The sequence below is a fragment of the Shewanella oncorhynchi genome (assembly GCF_030848765.1).
Taxonomy (GTDB): Bacteria; Pseudomonadota; Gammaproteobacteria; order Enterobacterales; family Shewanellaceae; genus Shewanella; species Shewanella oncorhynchi.
Genome location: NZ_CP132914.1, coordinates 644,434 through 668,076, shown reverse-complemented (window position 1 = coordinate 668,076; position 23,643 = coordinate 644,434). Strand labels below are relative to the sequence as shown.

14 protein-coding genes are annotated in these 23,643 nt (G+C 47.2%); 8 read left to right on the top strand and 6 right to left on the bottom strand.

What is annotated here, in order from left to right; all coding sequences use genetic code 11:
* Positions 1-53: 53 nt before the first annotated feature.
* On the top strand, positions 54-2,771 hold the full coding sequence (locus RA178_RS03065; RefSeq protein WP_306684488.1) for a DEAD/DEAH box helicase: 2,718 nt from the start codon (positions 54-56) through the stop codon (positions 2,769-2,771).
* Between the two features lie 17 nt (positions 2,772-2,788).
* Here the strand turns inward: RA178_RS03065 and yidZ are convergent, their stop codons facing one another.
* From yidZ to ansB, 4 genes are all read right to left on the bottom strand, one after another.
* Positions 2,789-3,748, bottom strand: a complete 960-nt coding sequence (yidZ, locus tag RA178_RS03060) for an HTH-type transcriptional regulator YidZ (protein WP_306684487.1) — start codon at positions 3,746-3,748, stop codon at positions 2,789-2,791.
* A complete protein-coding gene (locus RA178_RS03055; protein WP_306684486.1) occupies positions 3,717-4,913 on the bottom strand; it encodes an MFS transporter in 1,197 nt (398 codons plus the stop codon). The genes yidZ and RA178_RS03055 overlap by 32 nt, the downstream gene beginning before the upstream one ends.
* A 253-nt stretch (positions 4,914-5,166) precedes the next feature.
* Positions 5,167-8,001 carry a M16 family metallopeptidase gene (locus RA178_RS03050; RefSeq protein WP_306684483.1) on the bottom strand — a complete coding sequence of 945 codons (2,835 nt, stop codon included), beginning with the start codon at positions 7,999-8,001 and terminating at the stop codon, positions 5,167-5,169.
* A gap of 484 nt (positions 8,002-8,485) precedes the next feature.
* Positions 8,486-9,544 (bottom strand): L-asparaginase 2, encoded by a 1,059-nt coding sequence (gene ansB / locus RA178_RS03045; protein WP_105251343.1) that lies wholly within the window; start codon positions 9,542-9,544, stop codon positions 8,486-8,488.
* A gap of 556 nt (positions 9,545-10,100) precedes the next feature.
* On the opposite strand from ansB, the gene aspA reads away from it, so the two are divergent.
* The 6 genes from aspA to RA178_RS03015 all read left to right on the top strand — a co-directional run bounded on the left by aspA (position 10,101) and on the right by RA178_RS03015 (position 18,002).
* Entirely contained in the window at positions 10,101-11,543 is a 1,443-nt protein-coding gene (aspA, locus tag RA178_RS03040; RefSeq protein ID WP_131524382.1) for an aspartate ammonia-lyase, read from the top strand.
* Between the two features lie 114 nt (positions 11,544-11,657).
* Positions 11,658-12,959: an anaerobic C4-dicarboxylate transporter gene (locus tag RA178_RS03035; protein ID WP_263181810.1), complete on the top strand. Its 1,302-nt coding sequence runs from the start codon at positions 11,658-11,660 to the stop codon at positions 12,957-12,959.
* A 139-nt stretch (positions 12,960-13,098) separates the two neighbouring features.
* Entirely contained in the window at positions 13,099-13,824 is a 726-nt protein-coding gene (locus RA178_RS03030; protein ID WP_168825590.1) for a fumarate reductase cytochrome b subunit, read from the top strand.
* A gap of 151 nt (positions 13,825-13,975) precedes the next feature.
* Complete coding sequence (locus tag RA178_RS03025) at positions 13,976-15,985, top strand: fumarate reductase flavoprotein subunit (RefSeq protein ID WP_306684480.1); 2,010 nt, start codon at positions 13,976-13,978, stop codon at positions 15,983-15,985.
* On the top strand, positions 15,982-16,707 hold the full coding sequence (locus RA178_RS03020) for a fumarate reductase iron-sulfur subunit (protein WP_105251338.1): 726 nt from the start codon (positions 15,982-15,984) through the stop codon (positions 16,705-16,707). Before RA178_RS03025 ends, RA178_RS03020 begins: the two co-directional genes overlap by 4 nt.
* Before the next feature lie 227 nt (positions 16,708-16,934).
* Entirely contained in the window at positions 16,935-18,002 is a 1,068-nt protein-coding gene (locus tag RA178_RS03015; protein ID WP_306684479.1) for a porin, read from the top strand.
* A 168-nt stretch (positions 18,003-18,170) separates the two neighbouring features.
* Here RA178_RS03015 and ssb read toward each other — a convergent pair whose 3' ends face one another.
* Both ssb and RA178_RS03005 read right to left on the bottom strand, forming a co-directional pair.
* Positions 18,171-18,878: a single-stranded DNA-binding protein gene (gene ssb / locus RA178_RS03010; protein WP_131524379.1), complete on the bottom strand. Its 708-nt coding sequence runs from the start codon at positions 18,876-18,878 to the stop codon at positions 18,171-18,173.
* 108 nt (positions 18,879-18,986) lie between these two features.
* Entirely contained in the window at positions 18,987-20,354 is a 1,368-nt protein-coding gene (locus RA178_RS03005; RefSeq protein ID WP_168825599.1) for an MFS transporter, read from the bottom strand.
* A gap of 403 nt (positions 20,355-20,757) precedes the next feature.
* Here RA178_RS03005 and uvrA point away from each other — a divergent pair, with 403 nt between their 5' ends.
* Complete coding sequence (uvrA, locus tag RA178_RS03000) at positions 20,758-23,640, top strand: excinuclease ABC subunit UvrA (RefSeq protein ID WP_286992801.1); 2,883 nt, start codon at positions 20,758-20,760, stop codon at positions 23,638-23,640.
* Positions 23,641-23,643 lie beyond the last annotated feature (3 nt).

Genomic DNA, 23,643 nt, shown 5'->3' with positions numbered 1-23,643 from the left:
ATGCGATTAGGTTACTCTCGCATCGCCAATTAAGCCTTTGGGATGGATAGGATTTGCAAGGGATTCTCAACTACTACAAACAATGTTTTCAACACGATAGTGCTGAAATCAATCTCTGGTCTAGCCACAAGCTTGCCGAGCAAGATCAGCTATTACTCCAACATGAAGACGAGTTAAGCAGTGGCTTCCTACCCCGCTTGCCAGTGCCATTTGCTCCCGCCAGTGCATTACTAGCACGTAGCGCTTTGTATTTACGTGAAAAGGTATTATTGCACTGCTGTCTGTTTTTCTGCGGCACAGTCGACCTTAATGGCGAAAAACGAAAAGTCGTGACACCACTCCTTTATCGCGAATGCCAATTACAGGCTGACGGCGATAATCTCTACCTAGAGAGCAATAACACTCTAGCTGGCAGCGGACCATTCACTATCAATGAAGCTCTATTAGAAAAATTAGTCGTTGAAGGACATAGCCTAAGCCAAGATTTACGCGATAATCCAACGGATGTCAGTGGCTGGATATCTTGGCTGCGGGCGGGCCAAGCCGATGTCGATACCAGTCATTTATTGCATTTTCCCAAGCTGATCGATGAGGCTGAATTCACTAGCTTATGCCGTAAACGTGGGCAGTTTCTTGTCAGTCGAAGCCAAATCATTTTGGCAGAACGTTCGATCGCGAGTCGGGGCATTTTGCACGAACTCGACAAACTAATGACAGCGGCTGAACCATCAGCACCGCTTAAAGCGCTATTCGCAGAAACACAACAAACAACATCAATCAGCGCCAGTGAAGACACGCAAGAGGCTTATCTTCCTGGGCTGTTAAGCCGCGCGCAAATTCAGGCCTTAAAGATTGCGGCCAATCATACTTTAGGGCAGATCTCAGGCCCACCAGGAACAGGTAAGAGTTACACCATAGCCACAGTGGCAGCAGAGCAGGTATTAAGAGGTAAATCTGTCCTCATCGTCGCCCACACCGATGTAGCTGTTGATGTGATTGCCGATAAATTGCAACAACAATTCCAGCTAGGGAGCAGCCTTATCCGAGCAGGCTCGCCGCAGTTTATAAAAATCCTTAAAAACCAGATTGATGAAATGCTCCATGGTCAGCACCCTGCATCTGATGAAGCCATCTCGGATAGGTTGCTACTCAATGCAAAACAGCAACTTAATACTGTGACTCGTCAGCAAGTCAAGATGGAAGCGGGCTTTATACGTCATTGCCGCCATGCCATACGTCGCGGCCAAAAACTGGCGACCTTACAACAAGGACAATCCCGTTGGCGCTTAGGATTTTATAATTGTGCTTACCGTGCAGGTATCAAAAGGTTTGCCCAGCAATGGAATGAACTCGATAAATTAACGGCCCTCATCGCGCAAAAAGAAGACTTAAGCCTCAAATACTTACAATTGGCAACTCACTATCGATTAAACCAATTACTCAAACATAAGCGCAGTACGCTGGTGAGTTTTGCCAGTGCGTTACGCGCTCGCCAGTCTGCTAAGCAACTCGACGGCTTCTACAAGACGGATTTTGATGCCTTAAAACAAACCTTTCCCATTTGGTTATCTAGCCTTGCCAGCTTGCATAAAGTGCTGCCCATGGAGCAGCAAATGTTTGATTTAGTCATTATTGATGAAGCTACTCAAGCTAATATTGCCGCATGTTTACCGGCCTTGCAGCGAGCAAAGGCGGCACTGGTGGTGGGCGATAGCAAACAACTGCGCCATTTCTCTTTTTTATCCCGCGCAAAACAAACCCAAATCCAGACTCAACTCGGACTCGCCCCAGATTGTCGCGGCCTAATGAGCTACCGTGATGCCAGTATGCTCGACTTAGCGTCACAATCCCTTGCGAGCCAATCCCAAGTGGTATTTTTAAATGAGCATTTTCGGAGTAAACCTGAGCTGATCCAATTTAGTAATCAGCAGTTTTATCAAGGCATGCTGAAGATTATGCAGCACAGACCTTGCACAAGTTCGGGACACTTACACAGAGTCCAGGTTACTGGCAGCCGTGACAGTAAGGGAATTAACGCCATAGAAGCGGAAGCATTAATTCAAAAGTTAGCTCAACTGATTGATGAACAAGAAAATGTATTAGTGCCTTCCAGCATTGGTGTACTCTCCTGTTTTCGCAATCAGACGGAGTATTTATCCCAGCAAATCCTCACGCGCTTTAGCGCACAACAACTCGAGCGTCACCAATTACGGATTGCCACGCCCTTTGGTTTTCAAGGGGAAGAGCGCGATATTATGCTGCTATCGTTTAGCATTACGGCCAACGACAGCCGCGCCGCTGTGTATTTAAATCGAGCCGATATGTTCAATGTCGCGATCACCCGCGCTAAACAAATGCAGTGGCTATTTTTATCGGTACAAGCGCATGAACTCCCCAACAATAATTTACTGGCAACTTACTTAGCATCGGCGGGCCAATTTCAAGCGGCGCACAATTATGTCGATGCCCTCGATAGCTTCGGCCAGTCGGTGGCGCAGGCGATTGAAGCAAAAGGCATAACAGTCTGGCGCGCCTACCATCTGGCGGGGCTAGAACTGGATATTTTATGTCGCTATGGTAACCAATATTTAGCAATAGATTTAATCGGTTACCCAGGGCCTTGGGCGGACTTTTTCGATATTGAACTGTATAAACTCTTACAGCGCGCGGGCATTAAACTTATCCCCGTCAGCTACGGGTTATGGTGCCAACAGCGAGAACTTTGTATCCAACATATTTGCCAGCAATTGGGTATTACCCAAACAAGTTAATGCAGTAAATAACAGCCTTAATCATGCTGTTGATAAATCGCTTTTATCTTGCTTCGCAACCAAGTGATTTTGGGGTTGTGGCTGTTTCTCTTATGCCAAATCAAGGTAAAAGGGATGGCGAGTTTATCAAGATATTCGCCACTTATCGGAATAGGACGACTCACTAAGTCAGGGTGTAATTGGCGGGCATATTGTTCGCAATATTGTGGCGCAATTGCCATCATGCTGTGGTGAGGCTCTGCCGCGACAAACAGTGACTGCTCAAAACTGGCCAAGGTCAGCACAATATTACGACTCAGACCAAGCTCAATAAGCACATCATCTAAGGCCCAGGTTTCGCTCTTTTCCCACAAGATATTGATATGCGAGTATTTTAAGAAAGTGTCTATATTCCACTCTTCCTGCAAGGCGGGATGATCGCGGCGTAAATACACCTGAGGAAGATCGGTAAATAAAACCTCAAAATCGATAAAATAGGGTAATAAATCAAGGGATTCCTTGGAACGTGGATGACTTTCTCGGCCGGTAAACCCCATATCAGCTTCACCACGCACAATCGCTTCGAGTGAATCGTAATCCCAATTTCGTACCTTCACCTTTGCATCAGGGTATTGAGTATAAATGGCCTGAGTCAGCTCATTAAGCATGATAAGCAACAAAGGCGACTCAAGCATCAACTCGAAGGTGAGCCCTTTGGTCATCTCGTCACCGCGCTTAGCCATCAGTTGCTTACCCATTTGCAACCATTCGGATAACTCCTGCTCCATACCGTGAGCCAATGGCGTTAACTGAAATCCCTGCGGCGTTTTGACAAATAAGGGATCGTCAAACCAATCCCGTAATTTGGCCAGCGACTTACTCACAGTGGATGGCGTGACATTGAGCTTTTTGGCAGTCTTAGAGACACTCCGCTCCTGTAATAAAAGCTGCAAAATAAACAATAAGTTAAGATCTAGCCGACTCAGGGATTTGGTCATTAATTACAATTTCCGGCAATTTAGGAACCGCTAAGATCAGTGTAATGCTCACCAGCGCACCGACAGCGAGGATCACTAATAATATATTAATCGCACTCACTTCGAGCAGACCCATCACCCAAATATATAAAGCTGAAGTACACACTTGGGCAATTCCCAGTAAAGAGCTGGCAACTCCAGCCCGAGCCACAAATGGGCTGAGCGCCTGACTCATGGTGACCCCAAATCCAATCGCAAACCCCGAACACACAAAACTAAAACCTAGCAGGTTGAATGACTGACTAACCCCGCCCAATTGAGTCAAAATCAACACCAGTGCTGCGGCGGCAAATAATGTCTGAGAGAACAAAATTAACGATTTTTCTTTAAACAAGTTAAGCAAAAAGGGCGTCGAAAATGAGGCAACCATACTCACAAATGCTGTCATAGCCATAGTGTTGGAATATTGTCCACGGTCAAACCCCATCTGCCCCATGATCAACATGGGAGAGACATTTACATAGCTTAAAATCGTGGTCACACCTAAAGTCGTTATCACCACACGACTGAGAAAAAACCGCTGTTTAAAGGATTCTTTATACCCACCTGGCTCAACTGTGGTGTGAAGTTGCGGTTTAGGATAGGTTTCGCGTAATACAAAAATACACAGGGTTAAGACCATTAATCCCATCCCCGCCATAGTGTTAAATAGGCTAGGCCATGGGAATTTAAGCATAATTAAATGGCCTATCACAGGCGCTATCACAGGGATAATGCAAGTCACGCCATTGACCATAGAGAGCACTTTTGCTCGGCGCTTATCGTCTAATACATCACGCAAAATCGCAAAAGCCACTACATAGCAAGAACCAGCACCTATCCCTTGTGCAAAGCGTGCCATTAAAAAGAGATCACTGGTTTGCGCACTACCGGCAAAGTAAGAGGCAATAGCAAACAACAATGCGCCAAACAAGGTAATGGGTTTACGCCCAATCCTATCGGCTAAGCTCCCCGCAAACAGCATAGTGGTCGCCATGCCCGCAAGATACACAGAAAAAGCAATATGCAGCTGCGCCTCACTCGCCCCTAAATCCTGCGCAATTTGCGGCAAACCGATCAAGTACATATCTATCCCTGTCGGGTACAAAAGCACTAGACAAAAACTGCACAATAGATATCGAAACATATACCTCACCCCATTAGCCATCTCACACATTAGTTGCGCCTAGCCTAGTTTCACTCGCGCAGATCTGTGAGTGGCATTTTCGACAACAGGTATTTCCATTGACGACCTATGGGAGGACATAACACCACGAACGAGGAAGAAAAGTTGGTAACAGAACTGAAGAAGGAAAGGGGTAGAAAAATATCCCCTGCGGTTTGCGACCACAGGGGATATGTCGGTGAATGATCAGTCTACTATTCTATGAGCCCAACACTCATTGCTGAGGTTCTGGCGGTGCAGGAAGGACTTGGATCATTAAACTGCTATCGTCTTGCAGATATTGCTGCGCCAATTTATTAAGTTCTGCAACTGTCATCTGCTGCGCTAACGCTTGCCTTTGTTTAAAGGCAGCAAAACGACTAGGATGACTCTGGGCAGTTGAGGTGAGATCTAACCAAAAACCATTGGTTTGCGGCGCAGCTTGCATCCACTCAAGCACAGGTTGGCGGGCTCGATTAAGTAAGTCCTCACTGATCCCCGAAGGCGCTTTAACTTGCTTAACTGCGGCGGTGAAATACTCGGCAACCGTTGGCAACATAGCTTGAGTCGTCACGCTAAACAAACCTAAGTAACCATAACCGCTGGCATTGAAATCGTTATAAGAAAAGGCCGATGGCGAATAACTCGCGCCCGCCTTCTCCCTCACGTTTTCCGTTAATAGAATGCTTAGCACTTGCTCCAGCAGACCCAATCCCGCGTGTTGACTCAAGTGAGTCATGTCCGTTGTAGGCCATACCATGGCAAGTGCCGCCATATCCAGTTGACCATAATGGGTTAATGTTTTCTGAACGGGCACTTTCGGAAACACAGGTACTATCGACTGAGCATTAGCAATAGGGCTACGCTTAATGGCGCCAAGCGTTTCAGCCACAGCAGCAATGGCACTCGCTTCATCAAAATCGCCCACAATAGCGAGTTCAATCGCCCCTTGCTCGACGGCCGAATGGAAACTCGGCGCTAATTCTCCAAAGTGACGTTTGAGAATTTCTTCAGGCTCACCATAACCATAGCGTTTATCACCATTATGGGAGATACGGGCAAACTGATTAGAAAACTCAGATTGTGGGTTGCTATGAATACTTTGTTGCTCGGCAATCACTTGTTCACGAAACAATTGCTCAGCCTGCTTATCCATACCTGGCTCAATTAAATAAGCCGTCATTAAGCCAAGCTGCGTGCGAAGCTCTGCGGCATTAGTGCTAATCTCGCCGCCAAAACTTTGCTCACGCAGGCCTAAGTTGATGGAAATATCTTGTCCCGCAAAAATATCCTGCAGACTGTCATAATCATGGGCCTTGAGCCCACCCTGCACAAACGCACTGTTAAACAGATAAGACAAACCATCCAACTCAGGGAATGGCACTTCACCAAAGCCAATGTTTAGGCTGACCAATGTGGTGCCTTTGTTAAAGTTGGTAGGCTTAAGATTAAGGCGCACGCCATTGGCAAATTGCAGTTGGCGAATCCCCGTTTCCTTATCGCGACTATCGGCCACTAACTTGCCTTGCTCGCCAAACTGAGTATAAGCAAACTCATCAATCGCCTTGATTGATGGTGCGCTCACCGCTTGTTTACGGCTTTTCTCGTAGCTGGCGATAAGCTGTTTTTCAGCATTTTCAATGGGCTTATTGCTCGTCAGATACAAATACGGCGTAGCGTTCCATGTTTGATTAAACACTTGGCTTAGCTTTTGCGGTGTCACTGTTGGCATTATTTTTTCAAAAAATGCGAGCTGCCAATCGGGTTCGACAGGGACGCGATTGCCCGCCACCGAATACACTAGACTCTCGGCAATATTCACACTGTTAATGGTACTGCTACCCGCGACACTTAGCTGATATCCCTTATGCATACGTTTGATTTGCTGGTCAATTTCCTGCTGGCTAAAACCAAACTCTTTTGCTTGACGCAGGGTTTTCTCCAAGAGTGCTATTCCCTCTTGCCAGTTATTTTCCTGCGTACCTAGGCTCATCTGTGTGCCATAGGCAATATCAAACTGCGGTCCAACCTGCAGGTTTACACCATATAAACCTTGGCTATGCAGTAATTGCGACTCCATACGGCGATACAAGATGCCGTGGGCAAGCTCGAGCAACATTTCCTGCTCCCGCACAGCAGGGCTATCGGTAATCGCTGAGATGGGTTTTAGCATGCCAAGGGAAACTGACGTTGACAGACTTGGATCAAAAAATGCCGCCGCATCGACACTTTGGCGCTCTGCGACAGTACCAATAGCTTGTTCCTTGGTTTTAGCGGCCAAAGGCGCGGCCTTCCAACTGGCAAACTGTTGTTTTATCTTTTGTTCTACCGCGGCGACCTCGATATCACCCACCACAATTAAAGTAGTACGTGAGGGCGTATAAAAACGCTGATATAAAGACAGCAACGCCTCGCGATTGGCATTACTGATACTGTTCGCCTCCCCCACAGGGAAGCGCTTTGACAGCAATGTGTTTGGCATTAAAAACTGTAATTGGTTACGGTAATTCTCAAGATCCGCACCGCTACGTTCACGCAGCTCAGACAACACCACCGCTTTTTCACGTTCAATTAGCGCTGGATCGAGTAATAAATTACTGCCAATTTCTCGCATTAAAAACAAAGCAGTATCGATTTTATCTTGGCTATTACTTGGCAAGTTGAATTGATAGACCGTCTGCTGAAACTCAGTCACAGCATTGGTATCGGCGCCAAAACTCAGGCCAAGGCGCTGCAATGTAGGCATCATCTCCCCCGCCGCCAATCCGGTCGACCCATTAAAGGCCATATGCTCAAGAAAGTGCACTAATCCTTGCTCGGCATCAGACTCGACCAAAGAGCCTACATCCACCCGCATCCGCACTATGACCGCCTGCTCCGGCGTCTTATTGCTCACCAATAAATAACGCATACCATTGGCAAGTTCACCGGTATGGACCCGCTCACTCATAGGCAAGCCTGTCGTTCCCATCCACAGCAGATCTTCGCTCGCCTGCAGTGGCAACGTCATACTCAAAAGCGCCAGCAGTAACCACTGACGTACAAAACTAATTACCTTGAAATTGTTCATTAAAATTCGCACTTTGCCCCCAAAATCAAACAAGAAACCTAGGAAGCGCTCACCTATGTTTCAGATAAAATAAGCTTTCACTATAGTACCTAAAGCACTTTAAGTCACAAAATCAATACCTTATGCCGTACTAAAAATAGTTTATCGCCTTGATATATAGTCAGAATATGCCGAAAAATAATGAGCGTGGAAGGAAGCTGAAACAGCTGTAGATTTAATGGTTACTGTGGAATGGTATACATATATTAGCGAGATATTGAGTGTTTAATTGGCGAAGCCTTTCTTACAATCTAATTGCAGAGCAATATCTTGATTGAAAATCTGAGTTGAACCCTCACAATTTTGGCTTTAAAAATCACAACACTGTTTAGATATTTCGGCTCATGGCCTCGTGAAAAAACAACTTCACAGGTAAGCCATTAATGCAAAATGCAAAAGCCCTACGAATATTCGCAGGGCTTTTGTTTTATCACGCAGCTGAATCTTAAAACTGTTGAAACCAACGTTGGATCTGCTGTGGATCTTTGCTTTGCGTTAACGACAGCATCAGTAAAATGCGGGCTTTTTGCGGGTTAAGGTTACCTGCTGCGATAAAGCCATATTTAGCATCATCTATCTCGGCATCAAGCGTGGTTGCGCCTGTGGGCACTCGGCTAGAGCGAACGACTAAGGTGCCTTTTTGACTCGCCTTAGCTAAGGTATCAAATATTGAGTGGTAAATATTACCATTACCTACACCAGCGCTGACTATGCCATCAAAACCCGCTTCAACCATAGCTTTGACAGGTAAATCGCTGGCATTGGCGTAGTTATACACTATGCCTACCTGCGGTAACTTGTCGAGTTTGCTGACATCAAAAGGCGTTTGCGTAGTATGTTGACGCTCAGTATTACCCATGTACTCAATCTTGCTGTTATGGATAACGCCCAGTGGACCAAAGTTAGGCGCGGCAAAGGTATGCACACCTGTAGTGTTAGTCTTAGTCACATCGCGGGCATTCAATACGGTATCGTTCATCACCACCAACACGCCTCGACCTTTAGATTCGAGGTTAGCGGCGGTCGCGACTGCGTTATACAAATTCATCGGGCCATCGGCACTCATGGCAGTTGATGGACGCATTGCCCCAACCAGTACTACAGGCTTATCGCTCTTGATGGTGAGATTTAAAAAATACGCCGTTTCCTCTAAGGTATCAGTACCATGGGTGATGACGATACCGTCGACATCTTTATCAGCCAATAGCAGATTGATGCGCTTGGCTAAGGCTAGCCAAACTTTATCGTTCATATCCTGCGAACCGATTTTAACCAGTTGCTCACCTTGAATATCGGCAAGTTGTTTCATTTCAGGCACGGCCGCAATTAAGCTACTAATGCCCACTTCACCAGCCTGATAGTTAGACTCAGTAGCCGATTGTCCGACTCCCGCAATAGTGCCGCCCGTGGCAATAATACGTACCTGTGGAAGCGCCTGCGCCGCGGAGGAGAGAAATAACCCTAAAGTGACCGAGAGCAAAAGCTTACGCATTGGAAAATTCATGCTTACATCCTTTGATTAATAATAAACGCCCACAGTGTGCACTATTGTCTAAGCCTCACTGTGATAGCTCTCACTAAAATGAAATAACAGATTTAGCGTTATCTAATTGATTATTTAAACTTTAAGGAAAGCACCATGCATTTATTATTGAGTAGATTTAACTAATCAATGATTATTCGCTATTGACGCGGTGACAATTAAATATCGTATGGTTTATTTAAACTTAAAAACACTTGAATAAATATGTCGCCGATTGGTTAACGAATAACAAATCTATAGCTAATTTGCATCAAAAAGTAATGGCTCACACTAGTGATCCGAGTTGAGAGACTTATCTAAGAAACAAAAGAAATACACTATTTCAAACAGTTAAGTGATCACCATCCTAATCCTGTTATTGCCAAAGCGTTAAGATCTACTTCGATAGTCAAGGAGACGATTCTCCTTCATGTTTTCGATGAGTTATTCTTGATGTGTTACGTATACTTATTGTACACATCCACAACTCAATACTCGGAGATATATCTTACTATTAATTGGATTTAATAGGATCGAAATGAAAGATACTAATAGCGTACGGATCGAAGAAGATTTATTGGGCACGAAAGAAGTTTCCAATGAGTTTTATTATGGCATACATACATTACGTGCCATCGAAAACTTTAAGCTGAGTAATCAAAAAATTTCCGATGTACCTGAATTAGTCCGTGGCATGATGCTAACAAAAAAAGCCGCTGCCATGGCTAACAGTGAATTAGGCGCTGTAAGTCCTGAAATCGCTGACAAAATTATTGAAGCGTGCGATCTAATACTCACAACGGGTCGATTTGTTGATCAATTTCCGGTCGATGTTTATCAAGGAGGCGCAGGCACTTCAGTCAACATGAATACCAATGAGGTATTAGCCAACGTTGCACTGGAGATCATGGGGCTAGAAAAAGGCCGTTACGATGTCATCAATCCTAATGACCATGTCAATAAATGCCAATCGACTAACGATGCCTATCCAACAGGTTTCCGTATTGCGGTCATCAACAGTACCGATATTCTGTTAGATGCATTAACCGACCTTATCAGCGCTTTCGACACTAAAGCCACAGAGTTTAAAACCATCTTAAAAATGGGCCGCACTCAATTGCAAGATGCCGTGCCTATGACCTTAGGCCAAGAGTTTCATGCCTTTGCTGTTACATTGCGAGAAGAAATTAAGTCCATCAAGCGTTGCCAAGAGTTGTTGTTAGAAGTGAACTTAGGCGCAACCGCCATTGGTACAGGGCTCAATACGCCTGTCGGTTATTCTGCATTAGCCATTAAGTATCTGGCAGACATTACTGGCCGCGCCTATGTGCCAGCGGAAGATTTAATCGAAGCGACATCCGATTGTGGTGCCTACGTTATGCTGCACAGTGCAATTAAGCGTATGGCGATTAAAATGTCCAAGATTTGTAACGACCTACGCTTACTTTCATCGGGTCCACGTACAGGTCTGAAGGAGATTAATCTTCCTGAGCTGCAAGCGGGTTCCTCCATCATGCCAGCCAAGGTTAACCCTGTGATCCCTGAGGTCGTCAATCAGGTTGCCTTTAAGATTGTCGGCAACGATATCACTATCACTATGGCCGCCGAAGCAGGTCAATTACAGCTTAACGTAATGGAACCTGTGATTGGACAGGCAATGTTTGAGTCGCTCAGTTTGATGGGCAATGCCTGTATCTCCCTGCGTGAAAAATGCGTTGAAGGTATCACAGCAAATCCAGAGATCTGCATGGCTCATGTGATGAACTCTATCGGGATCGTGACCTACCTTAACCCAATCATCGGCCACCATGAGGGTGACATCATAGGCAAGATTTGCGCCCAAACGGGTAAAAATGTCCGTGAAGTGGTACTCGAACGCGGTTTGTTAACGGTTGAAGAACTCGATGACATTCTCTCAGTTGAAAACCTGATGAATCCTAAATATCAGGCTAAACGCAATACCAGCAAAGCCAAAGTGTAACTCAGTGGGGCTGGGGAGCCTTCCCCAGCCCACAACTCGATGATTCAAGAATAAGCCTGCGCAGAGTGAACATGCGTAGGCTATTGAAATTAAAAATAAAATAGAGTTAACACTATGATTATATTAGAGATAATTATCGTCCTCGGGGCTATTTACCTTGGTGCAAGGATGGGTAGCATGGGAGTCGGCTTCGCTGGCGGTGTCGGGGTACTGATACTGACCGCGGGGATGGGACTCAAACCGGGCAATATCCCGATTGACGTGATCCTCATCATTATGTCAGTTATCACCGCGATTGCGGCCATGCAAGTGTCTGGAGGGATGGATTATTTAGTCTCACTGGCAGAAAAATTATTACGTAAGCATCCCAAACAAATCACCTTTCTGGCCCCTGTCGTCACCTATTTCATGACACTTTTTGCGGGTACAGGCCACACAGCATTCTCCACCTTACCTGTTATTGCCGAAGTCGCAAAAGAGCAAGGCATTCGCCCCTCTCGTCCCTTATCTATTGCCGTTGTCGCATCTCAAGTCGCCATTACCGCCTCACCGATTTCAGCGGCTGTCGTGTTCTTCTCAGGCATCTTAGAGCCGTTTGGCGTAGATTATTTAGTACTGTTAGCCGTTTGTATTCCCTCAACTTTCCTCGCCTGCATGGTCGGAGCCGTTGTTGCCAACTTAATGGGCAAAGAACTGGCCGATGATCCTGTCTATCAAGAACGCTTAGCCAAAGGTTTAGTCAAAACACGCGGTACAACTCAAATCGAAATTAAAGCCGGCGCGAAACGATCTGTGATGATTTTCTTGCTGGCGATTGCGGCTGTCATGGCCTATGCCACTGCGATATCTGACAAAGTCGGTTTGATTATTGACCCTGTATTGCCACGCGACGCCGCCATTATGGTGCTGATGCTCACGGCAGCTGCCGCTATTACGATTTTCTGTAAGTTAGACGCAAGTGAAATCTCCAATGCGGCCACCTTTAAATCAGGCATGTCCGCCTGTGTTTGTGTGTTAGGTGTGGCTTGGTTAGGCGATACCTTAGTGTCGAATCATATCGAGGAAATCAAAGATCTTGCCGGCACCTTACTGCAAAGTCAGCCTTGGTTATTATCGGTAACCTTATTCTTTGCCTCCATGCTGCTCTACTCCCAAGGCGCGACAACAAAAGCGCTAATGCCCGCAGCCTTAGCGATTGGCGTAAGTCCATTGACTGCCGTGGCCTCTTTCGCCGCCGTCAGCGCGCTGTTTGTATTACCGACTTACCCCACGCTACTGGCTGCGGTCGAGATGGATGATACCGGCTCGACTCGGATTGGTAAGGCGGTATTTAACCATCCGTTCCTGGTCCCTGGCGTTGTGACGATTGCCACCAGTGTGGCATTGGCCTTCCTGTTTGGCGGCATGATGCTGTAGCTCAATTTTACCCTAAGTGCTCTCAGGGCTAATGCCTACAAATGGATTAACCCTCTTCTTTTAATCTGTATCTATAGACTTTGTGTTGGCGTGATGCAGGTACATTCACGCCATAGCAAATCGAGTAAGAGGTGAATTAATGTCAGCAAAAACGCGTGTTCCTACCGCCATTAACGGCGGACCATTTGGCCAAGCTTGGTCGGCTAAAGCAGACTGCTTACAAAGTGTGACAGGGCTTATATTAGGTATTTTCCTCTTATTTCATATGCATTTCGAGGCGAGCATTTTATTTGGTAAAGAAACCTTCTTTCACATGGTGCAATTCTTAGAAGGCAGTATGTTTAGCTCGACGGGTCATGGCTTCCCCATAGTGACCCAGATCATTTCAGTCATTATGCTGGTGATTGTTGCAGTACATGCAGCCACTGCACTACGTCGTTTTCCGGTGCAATTAGGTCAATGGCGAGCGATGCGTGGCTTCATGTCGACTATCAAGCATAGAGATACCCAAGCATGGTTCTGGCAGATGATCACCGGTTTCTTACTGTTTTTCTTAGTGTCAGCCCATCTTGCCACTATGATTTTAAACCCTGATATTGGCCCTCACCTTTCGGCCGAACGGGTTTACCACGATAACGCTTGGCTCTTATACGTGGTGTTTTTACCTATCGTGTTATTCCACGGCATCGTTGGTTTATACCGTGTGATATTAAAATGGGGTGTGAGTAGTAACCGTCCACTTATCCGCACTATAGCGCAAGTATTGATCGTCTATTTATTGTGTTTAGGCACATTAAGCCTAGTGACCTATATCAATATTGGTATCGAATTAGTTTTGCCTGTACAACCGTTTATTCCTCAGTAATGGGCATGACGCTATCGGCGCACCTAGCCTATATAGCAAGACAAACAACATACGGATCCTCCTCTGATACATAGTTGCAGCGCATCTATGCCCGAGGAGCGCAATGATAAATCCATGAAATGTTATCTAAATTATTAGATAAGGATCTGATTTGAAAATCATTTATACAGACTCATTAGTCATTGGCGCAGGATTGGCAGGCCTTAGAGTCGCGATTGCCACCAAAGAGCGAGGCCTAGATACCTTAGTGCTATCGTTAATTCCCGCAAAACGTTCACATTCGGCCGCCGCACAGGGCGGAATGCAAGCCAGCCTAGGCAATACCGTTAAAGGCATGGGCGATAACGAAGACATTCACTTTCAAGACACAGTCAAAGGTTCTGACTGGGGCTGCGATCAAGACGTCGCACGCATGTTTGCCCACGTTGCACCGAAAGCGATCCGCGAACTCACCAACTGGGGCGTACCTTGGTCGAGAATATCTGCCGGCCCGCGTGAAGTCATCATGAACGCGCAAAGGGTAACGCTCAATGAGGCTGAAGAAGCTCACGGCCTGATCAATGCCCGCGATTTTGGTGGCACTAAAAAATGGCGTACTTGTTACACCGCCGACGGCACTGGCCACTCTTTGCTGTATGCCGTCGATAACCAAGCCATTTCTATGGGCATTCCAGTACACGAACGGATTGAAGCCCTGTCGCTTATCCATGACGGTAAGCGTTGCCATGGGGTCATTGCCCGCTGTTTAGTCACAGGTGAATTGCGCGCTTATGTCGCCAAATCCACCACCATCGCCACCGGCGGTTATGGCAAGATTTATGAAATATCGACCAATGCCACCATCTGCGAAGGCATAGGCCAAGCGTTAGCACTCGATACTGGTGTCGCCACCTTAGGCAATATGGAAGCGGTGCAGTTTCACCCTACCGCCATAGTGCCCGCGGGGATCCTTACCACTGAAGGGTGCCGTGGTGATGGCGGTATTCTGCGCGATAAAGACGGCCACCGCTTTATGCCAGATTACGAGCCAGAGAAAAAAGAACTCGCCTCCCGCGATGTGGTTTCCCGCCGCATGACAGAGCACATGCGTAAAGGCAATGGAGTCGAAAGCCCTTATGGCCCGCATCTGTGGCTGGATATTACGCAGCTGGGCCGTGAACATATCGAAACCAACCTGCGCGAAGTGAAAGAGATTTGTGATTACTTCCTCGGTATCGATCCTTGTAAAGACTGGATCCCCGTCAGGCCTACCCAGCATTATTCCATGGGCGGCGTGCGCACCAATGCCACAGGTGAGAGTCCACAACTCAAAGGGCTGTTCAGTGTCGGAGAAGCGGCCTGTTGGGACATGCATGGTTTTAACCGTTTAGGCGGTAATTCGGTGGCAGAAACTGTGGTCGGCGGCATGATCATCGGCAAATATGTGGCTGATTTTTGTGATAATAACGACTTGGAAATTGATACCGCACTGACCCAAAAATTCATTAATAAATTGCAGCAAGAAATCGATGGACTGATCGAAGGCAACGGCACAGAAAACCCCTTCCAAATAAAGAAAGAAATGCAACGCATCATGATGAACTACGTCGGGATCTTCCGTAATGGACCCGAATTAGATAAAGCCATCAAAGGCTTGAAAGACTTACTGCTGCGGGCAAAAAATCTTGGCCTTAAATGTAAAAAACGTCACGCCAATCCTGAGTTAGTCGAAGCGCTGCGCGTCACCCGTATGTTAAAAGTAGCCCTAACCGTCGCCTGTGGCGCAGAAGCTCGCACTGAAAGCCGCGGCGCACATTCACGGGAAGATTACCCACAACGCAACGATAAAGATTGGCTCAACCGCACGCTGGCGACTTGGCCAGATGCCGAATCACTTGAACCAGTACTGCGTTATGAAGCGTTAGATGTGATGAAAATGGAGCTACCACCGGGATATCGAGGCTACGGTAACGACAATACTATCGCCCATCCTGATACCGAAAAACGCGTACAAGAAATCAATCAAGTGCTCGCGAGCTTAGGTGATGACCCCGATAGAGACACACTGCAGCGAGCCCTGATGCCATACGAGCTGCCAAGCCACCTGCAGGCTCCTAATGAACGCCTCAGCGATACCTTAGCGATCACTCCAGCCCAACCGGTAGGAAACAAACCACTATGAGCCGTCAAATCAGCTTTAATATCTTTCGCTACGATCCGCAAGATGGCCAAGACAAGCCAAAGATGGAACGTTATCAGTTGACTGAAACACCGGGCATGACAGTATTTATCGCCTTAAATCAACTACGTGAGCTACAAGACCCTTCACTGCAGTTCGACTTTGTCTGCCGCGCGGGCATCTGTGGCAGTTGCGCCATGGTGATCAATGGTTTCCCCACGCTTGCCTGTCGCACGTTAACGGCAAATTATCCTAATGGCGAAATCACCCTCATGCCGCTACCTGGCTTCGAGCTGATTGGCGACTTATCGGTGAACACGGGTAAATTTATGCGTGAATTAGCCGAACGCTTAAAACTGTGGCTGCACCCTAGACCCGATGATCAGGACATTCATCGCCTCGAAAATCCAATGGCACCTGAAGAAGCCGCGCGGATCTATGAGCTAGAACGCTGCGTCGAATGTGGCGTTTGCGTGTCGGCCTGCGCCACCAAACAAATGCGTGACACCTTTGTCGGCGCGGTTGGCATGATGAAAATTGCCCGCTTTGAAATGGATAGCAGAGACAGCCGCAGCGCGGATGATTTCTACCATGTGATTGGCAATCAAGACGGCGTCTTCGGCTGTATGACGCTACTCGGCTGCCAAGATAACTGCCCCAAAGATTTGCCACACATGCAGCAAATCGCTTACCTGCGCCGCAAAATGGCCGCGACCATACTCTAATCCTCCCTCTAACGTCCCGCTGTTTGGCGGGATGGATAGGATTGCACCTTTCCAAAACCAGCTGACAGCTTTTATCTATCAGCTGCTGAGTTACGAAGCCTAATTTTCTTAGTTAGGCGCCTCCCCAGCACTATCACAAGTGCAGCTCCTTACTACTAGCGATACAGCTCAATCGGCAACAAAATCCATTAGCGTAACGCGTGTAGTTGTTATGTAAGGAAACATAAATGAAACCGTCTAAACTCACATCAGCCATACTTGTGCTGAGCTTTGCCACACCTATTTTTGCCGTTCAAGCCAATAATACAGCAGAAACCAATGACGAATTACGCACTGAGTTACAACAAATTCAGCAGAGACTCGCCATGCTCGAAGCTCAAGAAAATGAGCCATCAGTGCCATCGGATACCCAGTTTAATTTTTATGGTTCTTTACGCCCAACCTTCGGTCTGACCCACACTAACTCGGACGATGTGTGGGATGTAGGCGATGCAAACTCGCGGATTGGTTTTGCTGCAGAGCACCAACTCGGTAATGGCTTAGTCGGTTTTGCGAAAGGGGAGTTTAAGGTCGATATCAAAGATGATGGTGACTTTGGCGATGCGCGCAAAGCCTATGTCGGATTAAAGGGATTTTTTGGTAGCGTTGCCATTGGTAAACAAGCCGTCACGCAGGAAATGATTTCCGATCCCGTTGATATATTTAACCGCTCAGGAACGCCTCTAGCTTATGACAGTGCGAGCCCATTCAGGCTCAATAATCTCGTGACCTATCGTAAAGAGTTTGGCGACCTGTTATTTTCGGCCGATGCGCAATTCGACGGCAATAAAGGCAGTGGCGGCAGTGACTTCGTTAACACGGGTATCCGTTATAAAACCGACTTCATCTACATTGCCGCGGCTTTTTATAATAAAGAGTTAGAGGACAACAAGGATGAAAATACATTCGGTGTAACCTTAGCAAAAAATTTCAATTCTCTGTTCCTCGCCGCAGCCTATCAAAACATTGAAAAAGACAACATCGATGGCACAACATTGGATGGTTCAACACTGGATGTAGTTGCAAGCTATCCCATCACTGACAGCTATAAAATCAAGCTAGGCGTGTCCAGATATGACGATGGCGACAATGACATCACCTCTGCGAAATACAATGCCTATAACACTACGCTGGAATGGCATAAAACACCGAAATTCAGCACCTTCATCGAATATCAAAAAACAGATTTTGAATACCGCGAAACCAATGACCAGATCATGCTAGGCATGCGTTATAACTTCGATTATACGTTCTAAGTTTCTATCTCAAACGTATCGTTATGTGAGCAAGCGAGGTGAAGGGTTTAACAACCTCGCCTACGGCCTCACAGCACAAAACATAAAGACAAGAAACAACAAAGCCACGACTCGCGTGGCTTTGCTTATTTAAGACGATACCGTCTTTACGCTTCGATACGTTCCAAATTAAAACGGAATATCGTCATCCCAGCCATCATCCAAATCTGGAGTGAAGTTTTGCTGTGGTTGTGGCGCAGGACGCTGTGCCGGTGCTGCTGGCGCTTGATAAGCTGGTGCTGGAGCGGCTTGTGGCTTAGGCGCATAACCACCTTGTTGTGGTTGTTGAGCCTGTGGCTGACCATAACCTTGCTGCTGGGCAGGTGCTGGCGGAGCATATTGTTGCTGAGCTGGCGCTTGGTAAGCAGGTGCTGCTTGAGGCGCTGGCGCATATTGATTTTGCGCAGGCGCGGCTTGTTGTGGTGCAGATTGATAACCTGCGTTTTGTGGCATGCCGCCCATTGGCGCGCCTTGTGCTTGTCCACCTTGACCACGGCTACCTAGCATTTGCATGCTACCGCTTTGGTCGATAACCACTTCAGTGCTGTAACGGTCTTGACCACTTTGGTCTTTCCACTTACGAGTTTGCAGTTTACCTTCAAGGTAAACCTGTGAACCTTTACGCAGGTATTCACCGGTAATTTCAGCTAATTTGCCGAACAGAACCACACGATGCCATTCAGTACGCTCTTGCTGTTGACCCTGTTGGTCTTTCCACGATTCGCTAGTCGCTACTGTGATGTTTGCGACTGCATTACCGTTTGGCATATAACGCACTTCTGGATCTTGTCCCAAATTGCCAACCAAAATTACCTTGTTAACACCACGACTGGCCATTGAAATCTCCTGCGATTCTTTAAATAATCTATTAATTCAGTATGTTGTTTATCTTTATCGCCATAGAGGAAAATCAGCTTCCCCAAATACCACACGGCAGACCAGATATTATTGAGCAGAGCCTAACACAGCTCGTGCTTCTCTTAAATCGAAATGCTCATCAACCTTTAAGTAAGCCACTTTCTCGTCCAGTACGACTATGGCTTCAACAACGCCCATTAATTGGGATAACTGGGTTGCCATATCGCGCGCTTGCGCCTTGTCTTTCACTTCAGCTTCTAAGGTGTAACTCTTTAACAACACAGGATTTTGCATGCCTAATGTCAGGAATAACCAAATAGACATTAAGATCACGGCAACAACAAATACCCCGACTGCGCCCACGAGCTGGAAAGCACCACCACCGAGCATACCACCACAAAAAGCCCCTAAAAACTGGCTAGTAGAATACACGCCCATGGCCGAACCTTTTTCGCCGACGGGGCAAAATTTAGCAATCAAACTTGGCAGTGAGGCTTCTAAATAGTTAAACCCTGTAAAGAAGAGCACCACGGCAAAACTCAATACCCAAAGATTGCTCGCAAATGCGGCCATCGCCAGCAATGCCACTATCATGATCACGAGGGCAATTTGGAACATCGCCTTAGTATTTTTGCGCTTAACCCCTATGATGATTAACGGCACCATCAAAATAAATGCGCCCACAAAAGCGGGGAAATACAGCATCCAATGTTTTTCTTTCACTAGACCCGCATCCACCAGATCCAGCGGTAGTGCCACAAATACTGCGGTGAGCACTAAATGCAGGATAAAAATTCCAGCGTTAAGCCTAAATAATTGCGGCTCGAGGAACATACGTTTGAGCTTAGCGGGCGTTGCGAGAGTGTCCCCCTTCGGAGCCTGAGTGATGGGATTAGGCACTAAAAACTGGATCAACAGCATACCGACAATAGCCAATACCGCCGTTAGCCAAAACAATCCAGTCAACCCAAGATGTTGCGCAACGATAGGTCCCATTAGCAAAGACAGGGCAAAAGATAACCCGATACACATACCAATAATCGCCATCACCTTAGTGCGCTGCTCGTCGCGGGTTAAATCCGCGGCAAGCGCCAGCACGGCAGCGGCAATCGCGCCCATACCCTGTACTGCTCGACCAAAGACAACGCCATAAATCGTATCTGCGTTAGCAGCGATAACACTGCCAATAGCAAACAACACTAAGCCACCAAGAATAATCGGCTTGCGACCATATTTGTCAGATAAAATCCCCATAGGGATTTGCAGCACGGCTTGAGTCAGGCCATAGGCGCCGATAGCAATACCCACCCACAGAGGCGAAAAGCCTTCGAGATGCTGACCATAAAGTGCAAAGACGGGCATGATCATAAACAAGCCCATCATGCGCAAACCAAATACACTGGCTAAAGAAAACGCGACTTTTTTCTCAGTACCCGAAAGTCCGTTGTTACCCATGATTTTGCCCTGGATTGAAGTCTTTTAAGGGGCGCATGTTACCACACCCAAAAGGATTTGCTCAAAAGGAAATAGTGGCCTAAACCACTGACTATACACTTAGCTTTTATCCCGTTTATCACGGACCTATATTGACTGTGTCTGAGTTAACATCTTTATTTTTAACGCTCAGGCACAGGGGAATGAGTCTAACATAATGTTCACAATTGTCCTGTGAGTCAGTGCGCAACAACAGTATTAATCTTAGTTAATCCATTCCATCCACAACATCCCGCAAAGCAGGTCGACTTAAAGCCAGTGCCAGCCCTAGGATTGGTGCAGATCACAGAATCAACTAAACTCAGCGGCGGAACTGTGCGATACTTGTGCTCATTTTTTTAAGCATATGGCATTAGAGCGATAGATGGATAAGATTGAAATACGCGGCGCACGCACCCACAATCTCAAGAATATCAACCTGACTATCCCAAGGGATAAACTGATTGTCATCACGGGCTTATCGGGATCTGGCAAATCCTCCCTCGCTTTCGATACTTTATATGCCGAGGGCCAGCGACGTTATGTCGAGTCCCTATCTGCCTATGCTCGCCAATTTTTGAGTTTAATGGAAAAGCCCGATGTGGACCATATCGAAGGCTTAAGCCCGGCGATATCCATAGAGCAAAAATCCACCTCCCATAACCCACGTTCGACCGTGGGCACGATTACCGAAATTTACGATTACCTGCGCTTGATGTTTGCCCGCGTGGGTGAGCCGCGTTGTCCGACACATAATCAACCCTTGGCGGCACAAACCGTCAGCCAGATGGTCGATAAAGTGTTGGAAATGCCCCAAGACAGCCGCTTGATGCTGCTCGCACCTGTAGTCAACGCCCGTAAGGGTGAACACGTTAAATTACTCGAAGGTCTATCAGCACAGGGTTATATCCGCGCTCGTATCGACGGTGAAGTGTGTGACTTAACCGATCCGCCAACCTTAGACTTACACGTTAAACACACGATTGAAGTGGTCGTCGACCGTTTTAAAGTGCGTGACGATATCAAGCAACGCTTAGCGGAATCCTTCGAAACTGCGCTGGAACTCTCCGGCGGCATAGCGACCGTTGCCAGCATGGAAGACGACACGGGTACTGGTAAATCCAAAGGCGAAGAACTGATCTTCTCGGCCAACTTCGCCTGCCCGCACTGCGGTTATTCGATGGCGGAATTAGAGCCAAGGATCTTCTCCTTTAACAATCCAGCCGGCGCGTGCCAAACCTGTGATGGTTTAGGGGTACAACAATTTTTCGATCCTGAGCGCGTGATCACCAATACCGAGCTTTCACTGGCGGGCGGTGCGATTCGCGGCTGGGATAGACGCAACTTCTACTATTTCCAAATGCTTAGCTCACTCGCCGAACACTATAAGTTCGATGTCGAAGTGCCCTACGAGCAGCTTAGCGAAAAAATCCGCAAAATCGTACTTTACGGCTCAGGTAAAGAAAGTATTGCCTTTAAATACATTAATGACCGCGGTGATGTGGTGGTGCGTAATCACCCCTTCGAAGGCATTCTAAACAACATGGACAGGCGCTATCGCGAAACCGAAAGTAACTCGGTACGTGACGAATTAGCCAAGTTTATCAATACCCAAGCTTGTCAAAGCTGTGGTGGCTCGCGTCTGCGCGAAGAAGCACGTAACGTGTTTTTAGGTGATATCAACCTGCCACAACTCACCACTTGGTCGATTGGCGAAGCCTTGGACTACTTCGAGAAAGTCGAATTTAGCGGCCAAAAGGCGCAGATTGCCGAGAAGATTTTAAAAGAAATCCGCGATCGCTTAGGCTTCCTCGTCAACGTGGGTCTCAATTATTTGAGCCTATCGCGCTCGGCAGAAACCCTCTCCGGCGGTGAAGCCCAACGTATTCGACTCGCCAGCCAAATTGGCGCCGGACTCGTCGGCGTGATGTATGTGCTCGACGAACCTTCAATCGGCCTGCATCAAAGGGATAACGAGCGTCTGCTGCAAACCCTGATCCACCTGCGGGATTTGGGCAACACTGTGATTGTGGTTGAGCATGACGAAGATGCGATCCGTATGGCGGATCACGTGATCGATATCGGCCCTGGCGCTGGCGTACACGGCGGCGAAGTGATTTGTGACGGTCCAATTGAGAAGATCATCGCCTGTGAAGAATCGGTCACCGGCCAATATATTTCCGGTAAGCGCAGCATTCATATCGATACACCGCGCATTCCGTTCGACAAAACTCAAGTGATTGAGCTATTTGGCGCTCGCGGTAACAACTTGCGTAATGTGGATTTAACCATTCCCATTGGCCTCTTCACTTGTGTGACGGGCGTATCGGGTTCGGGTAAATCGACCTTAATCAACGATACTTTCTTCAAAATCGCCCATAGAATGCTCAACGGGGCGACGGTGGATGAGCCATCACCCTATGATCGTATCGAAGGGATGGAACTGTGCGACAAAGTGGTCGATATCGACCAAAGCCCAATTGGCCGCACACCGCGCTCTAACCCTGCCACTTATACGGGCATCTTCACCCCAATTCGCGAGATTTTTGCCGGAACCCAAGAGTCACGTACTCGCGGTTATCAAGTCGGTCGTTTCTCCTTTAACGTAAAAGGTGGACGCTGTGAGGCCTGCCAAGGCGATGGCTTGATCAAGGTCGAAATGCACTTCCTACCCGATGTGTATGTGCCCTGCGATTCCTGTAAAGGTAAGCGCTACAACCGCGAAACCTTAGAAGTACGCTATAAAGGCAAGAATATTCACGAAGTACTACAGATGACAGTGGAAGATGCGCGTCAGTTCTTCGATGCCGTACCTGCCATTGCCCGTAAGCTACAAACCTTGATGGATGTAGGTTTGTCCTATGTGCGTCTCGGCCAAAGTGCGACAACACTGTCGGGTGGCGAAGCCCAAAGGGTGAAACTTGCCAAAGAGTTGTCTAAGCGTGACACAGGCCAAACCTTGTATATCTTGGATGAACCGACCACGGGCTTACATTTTGCCGATATTCAATTGCTGCTCGACGTATTGCATCGTCTCAAATCCCACGGCAACACGATTGTGGTGATTGAGCATAATCTGGATGTAATCAAAACCGCAGACTGGATTATCGACTTAGGCCCAGAAGGTGGCGGTGGTGGTGGTATGATTTTAGCCACAGGCACGCCGGAAGAAGTCGCCGAGCATCCAACCTCCCACACGGCACGCTTCTTAAAGCCACTGCTAAAACGGGATATCGAGCTGGCAAAGGCCAATAAAGCTAAGGCTTAACAT

What these genes read in the sequence shown, in the direction of transcription:
- yidZ (WP_306684487.1), bottom strand. Translation starts at nt 3,748, where the DNA reads ATGACCAAATCCCTGAGTCGGCTAGATCTTAACTTATTGTTTATTTTG.
- RA178_RS03055 (WP_306684486.1), bottom strand. Translation starts at nt 4,913, where the DNA reads ATGTTTCGATATCTATTGTGCAGTTTTTGTCTAGTGCTTTTGTACCCG.
- RA178_RS03050 (WP_306684483.1), bottom strand. Translation starts at nt 8,001, where the DNA reads ATGAACAATTTCAAGGTAATTAGTTTTGTACGTCAGTGGTTACTGCTG.
- ansB (WP_105251343.1), bottom strand. Translation starts at nt 9,544, where the DNA reads ATGAATTTTCCAATGCGTAAGCTTTTGCTCTCGGTCACTTTAGGGTTA.
- aspA (WP_131524382.1), top strand. Translation starts at nt 10,101, where the DNA reads ATGAAAGATACTAATAGCGTACGGATCGAAGAAGATTTATTGGGCACG.
- RA178_RS03035 (WP_263181810.1), top strand. Translation starts at nt 11,658, where the DNA reads ATGATTATATTAGAGATAATTATCGTCCTCGGGGCTATTTACCTTGGT.
- RA178_RS03030 (WP_168825590.1), top strand. Translation starts at nt 13,099, where the DNA reads ATGTCAGCAAAAACGCGTGTTCCTACCGCCATTAACGGCGGACCATTT.
- RA178_RS03020 (WP_105251338.1), top strand. Translation starts at nt 15,982, where the DNA reads ATGAGCCGTCAAATCAGCTTTAATATCTTTCGCTACGATCCGCAAGAT.
- RA178_RS03015 (WP_306684479.1), top strand. Translation starts at nt 16,935, where the DNA reads ATGAAACCGTCTAAACTCACATCAGCCATACTTGTGCTGAGCTTTGCC.
- ssb (WP_131524379.1), bottom strand. Translation starts at nt 18,878, where the DNA reads ATGGCCAGTCGTGGTGTTAACAAGGTAATTTTGGTTGGCAATTTGGGA.
- RA178_RS03005 (WP_168825599.1), bottom strand. Translation starts at nt 20,354, where the DNA reads ATGGGTAACAACGGACTTTCGGGTACTGAGAAAAAAGTCGCGTTTTCT.
- uvrA (WP_286992801.1), top strand. Translation starts at nt 20,758, where the DNA reads ATGGATAAGATTGAAATACGCGGCGCACGCACCCACAATCTCAAGAAT.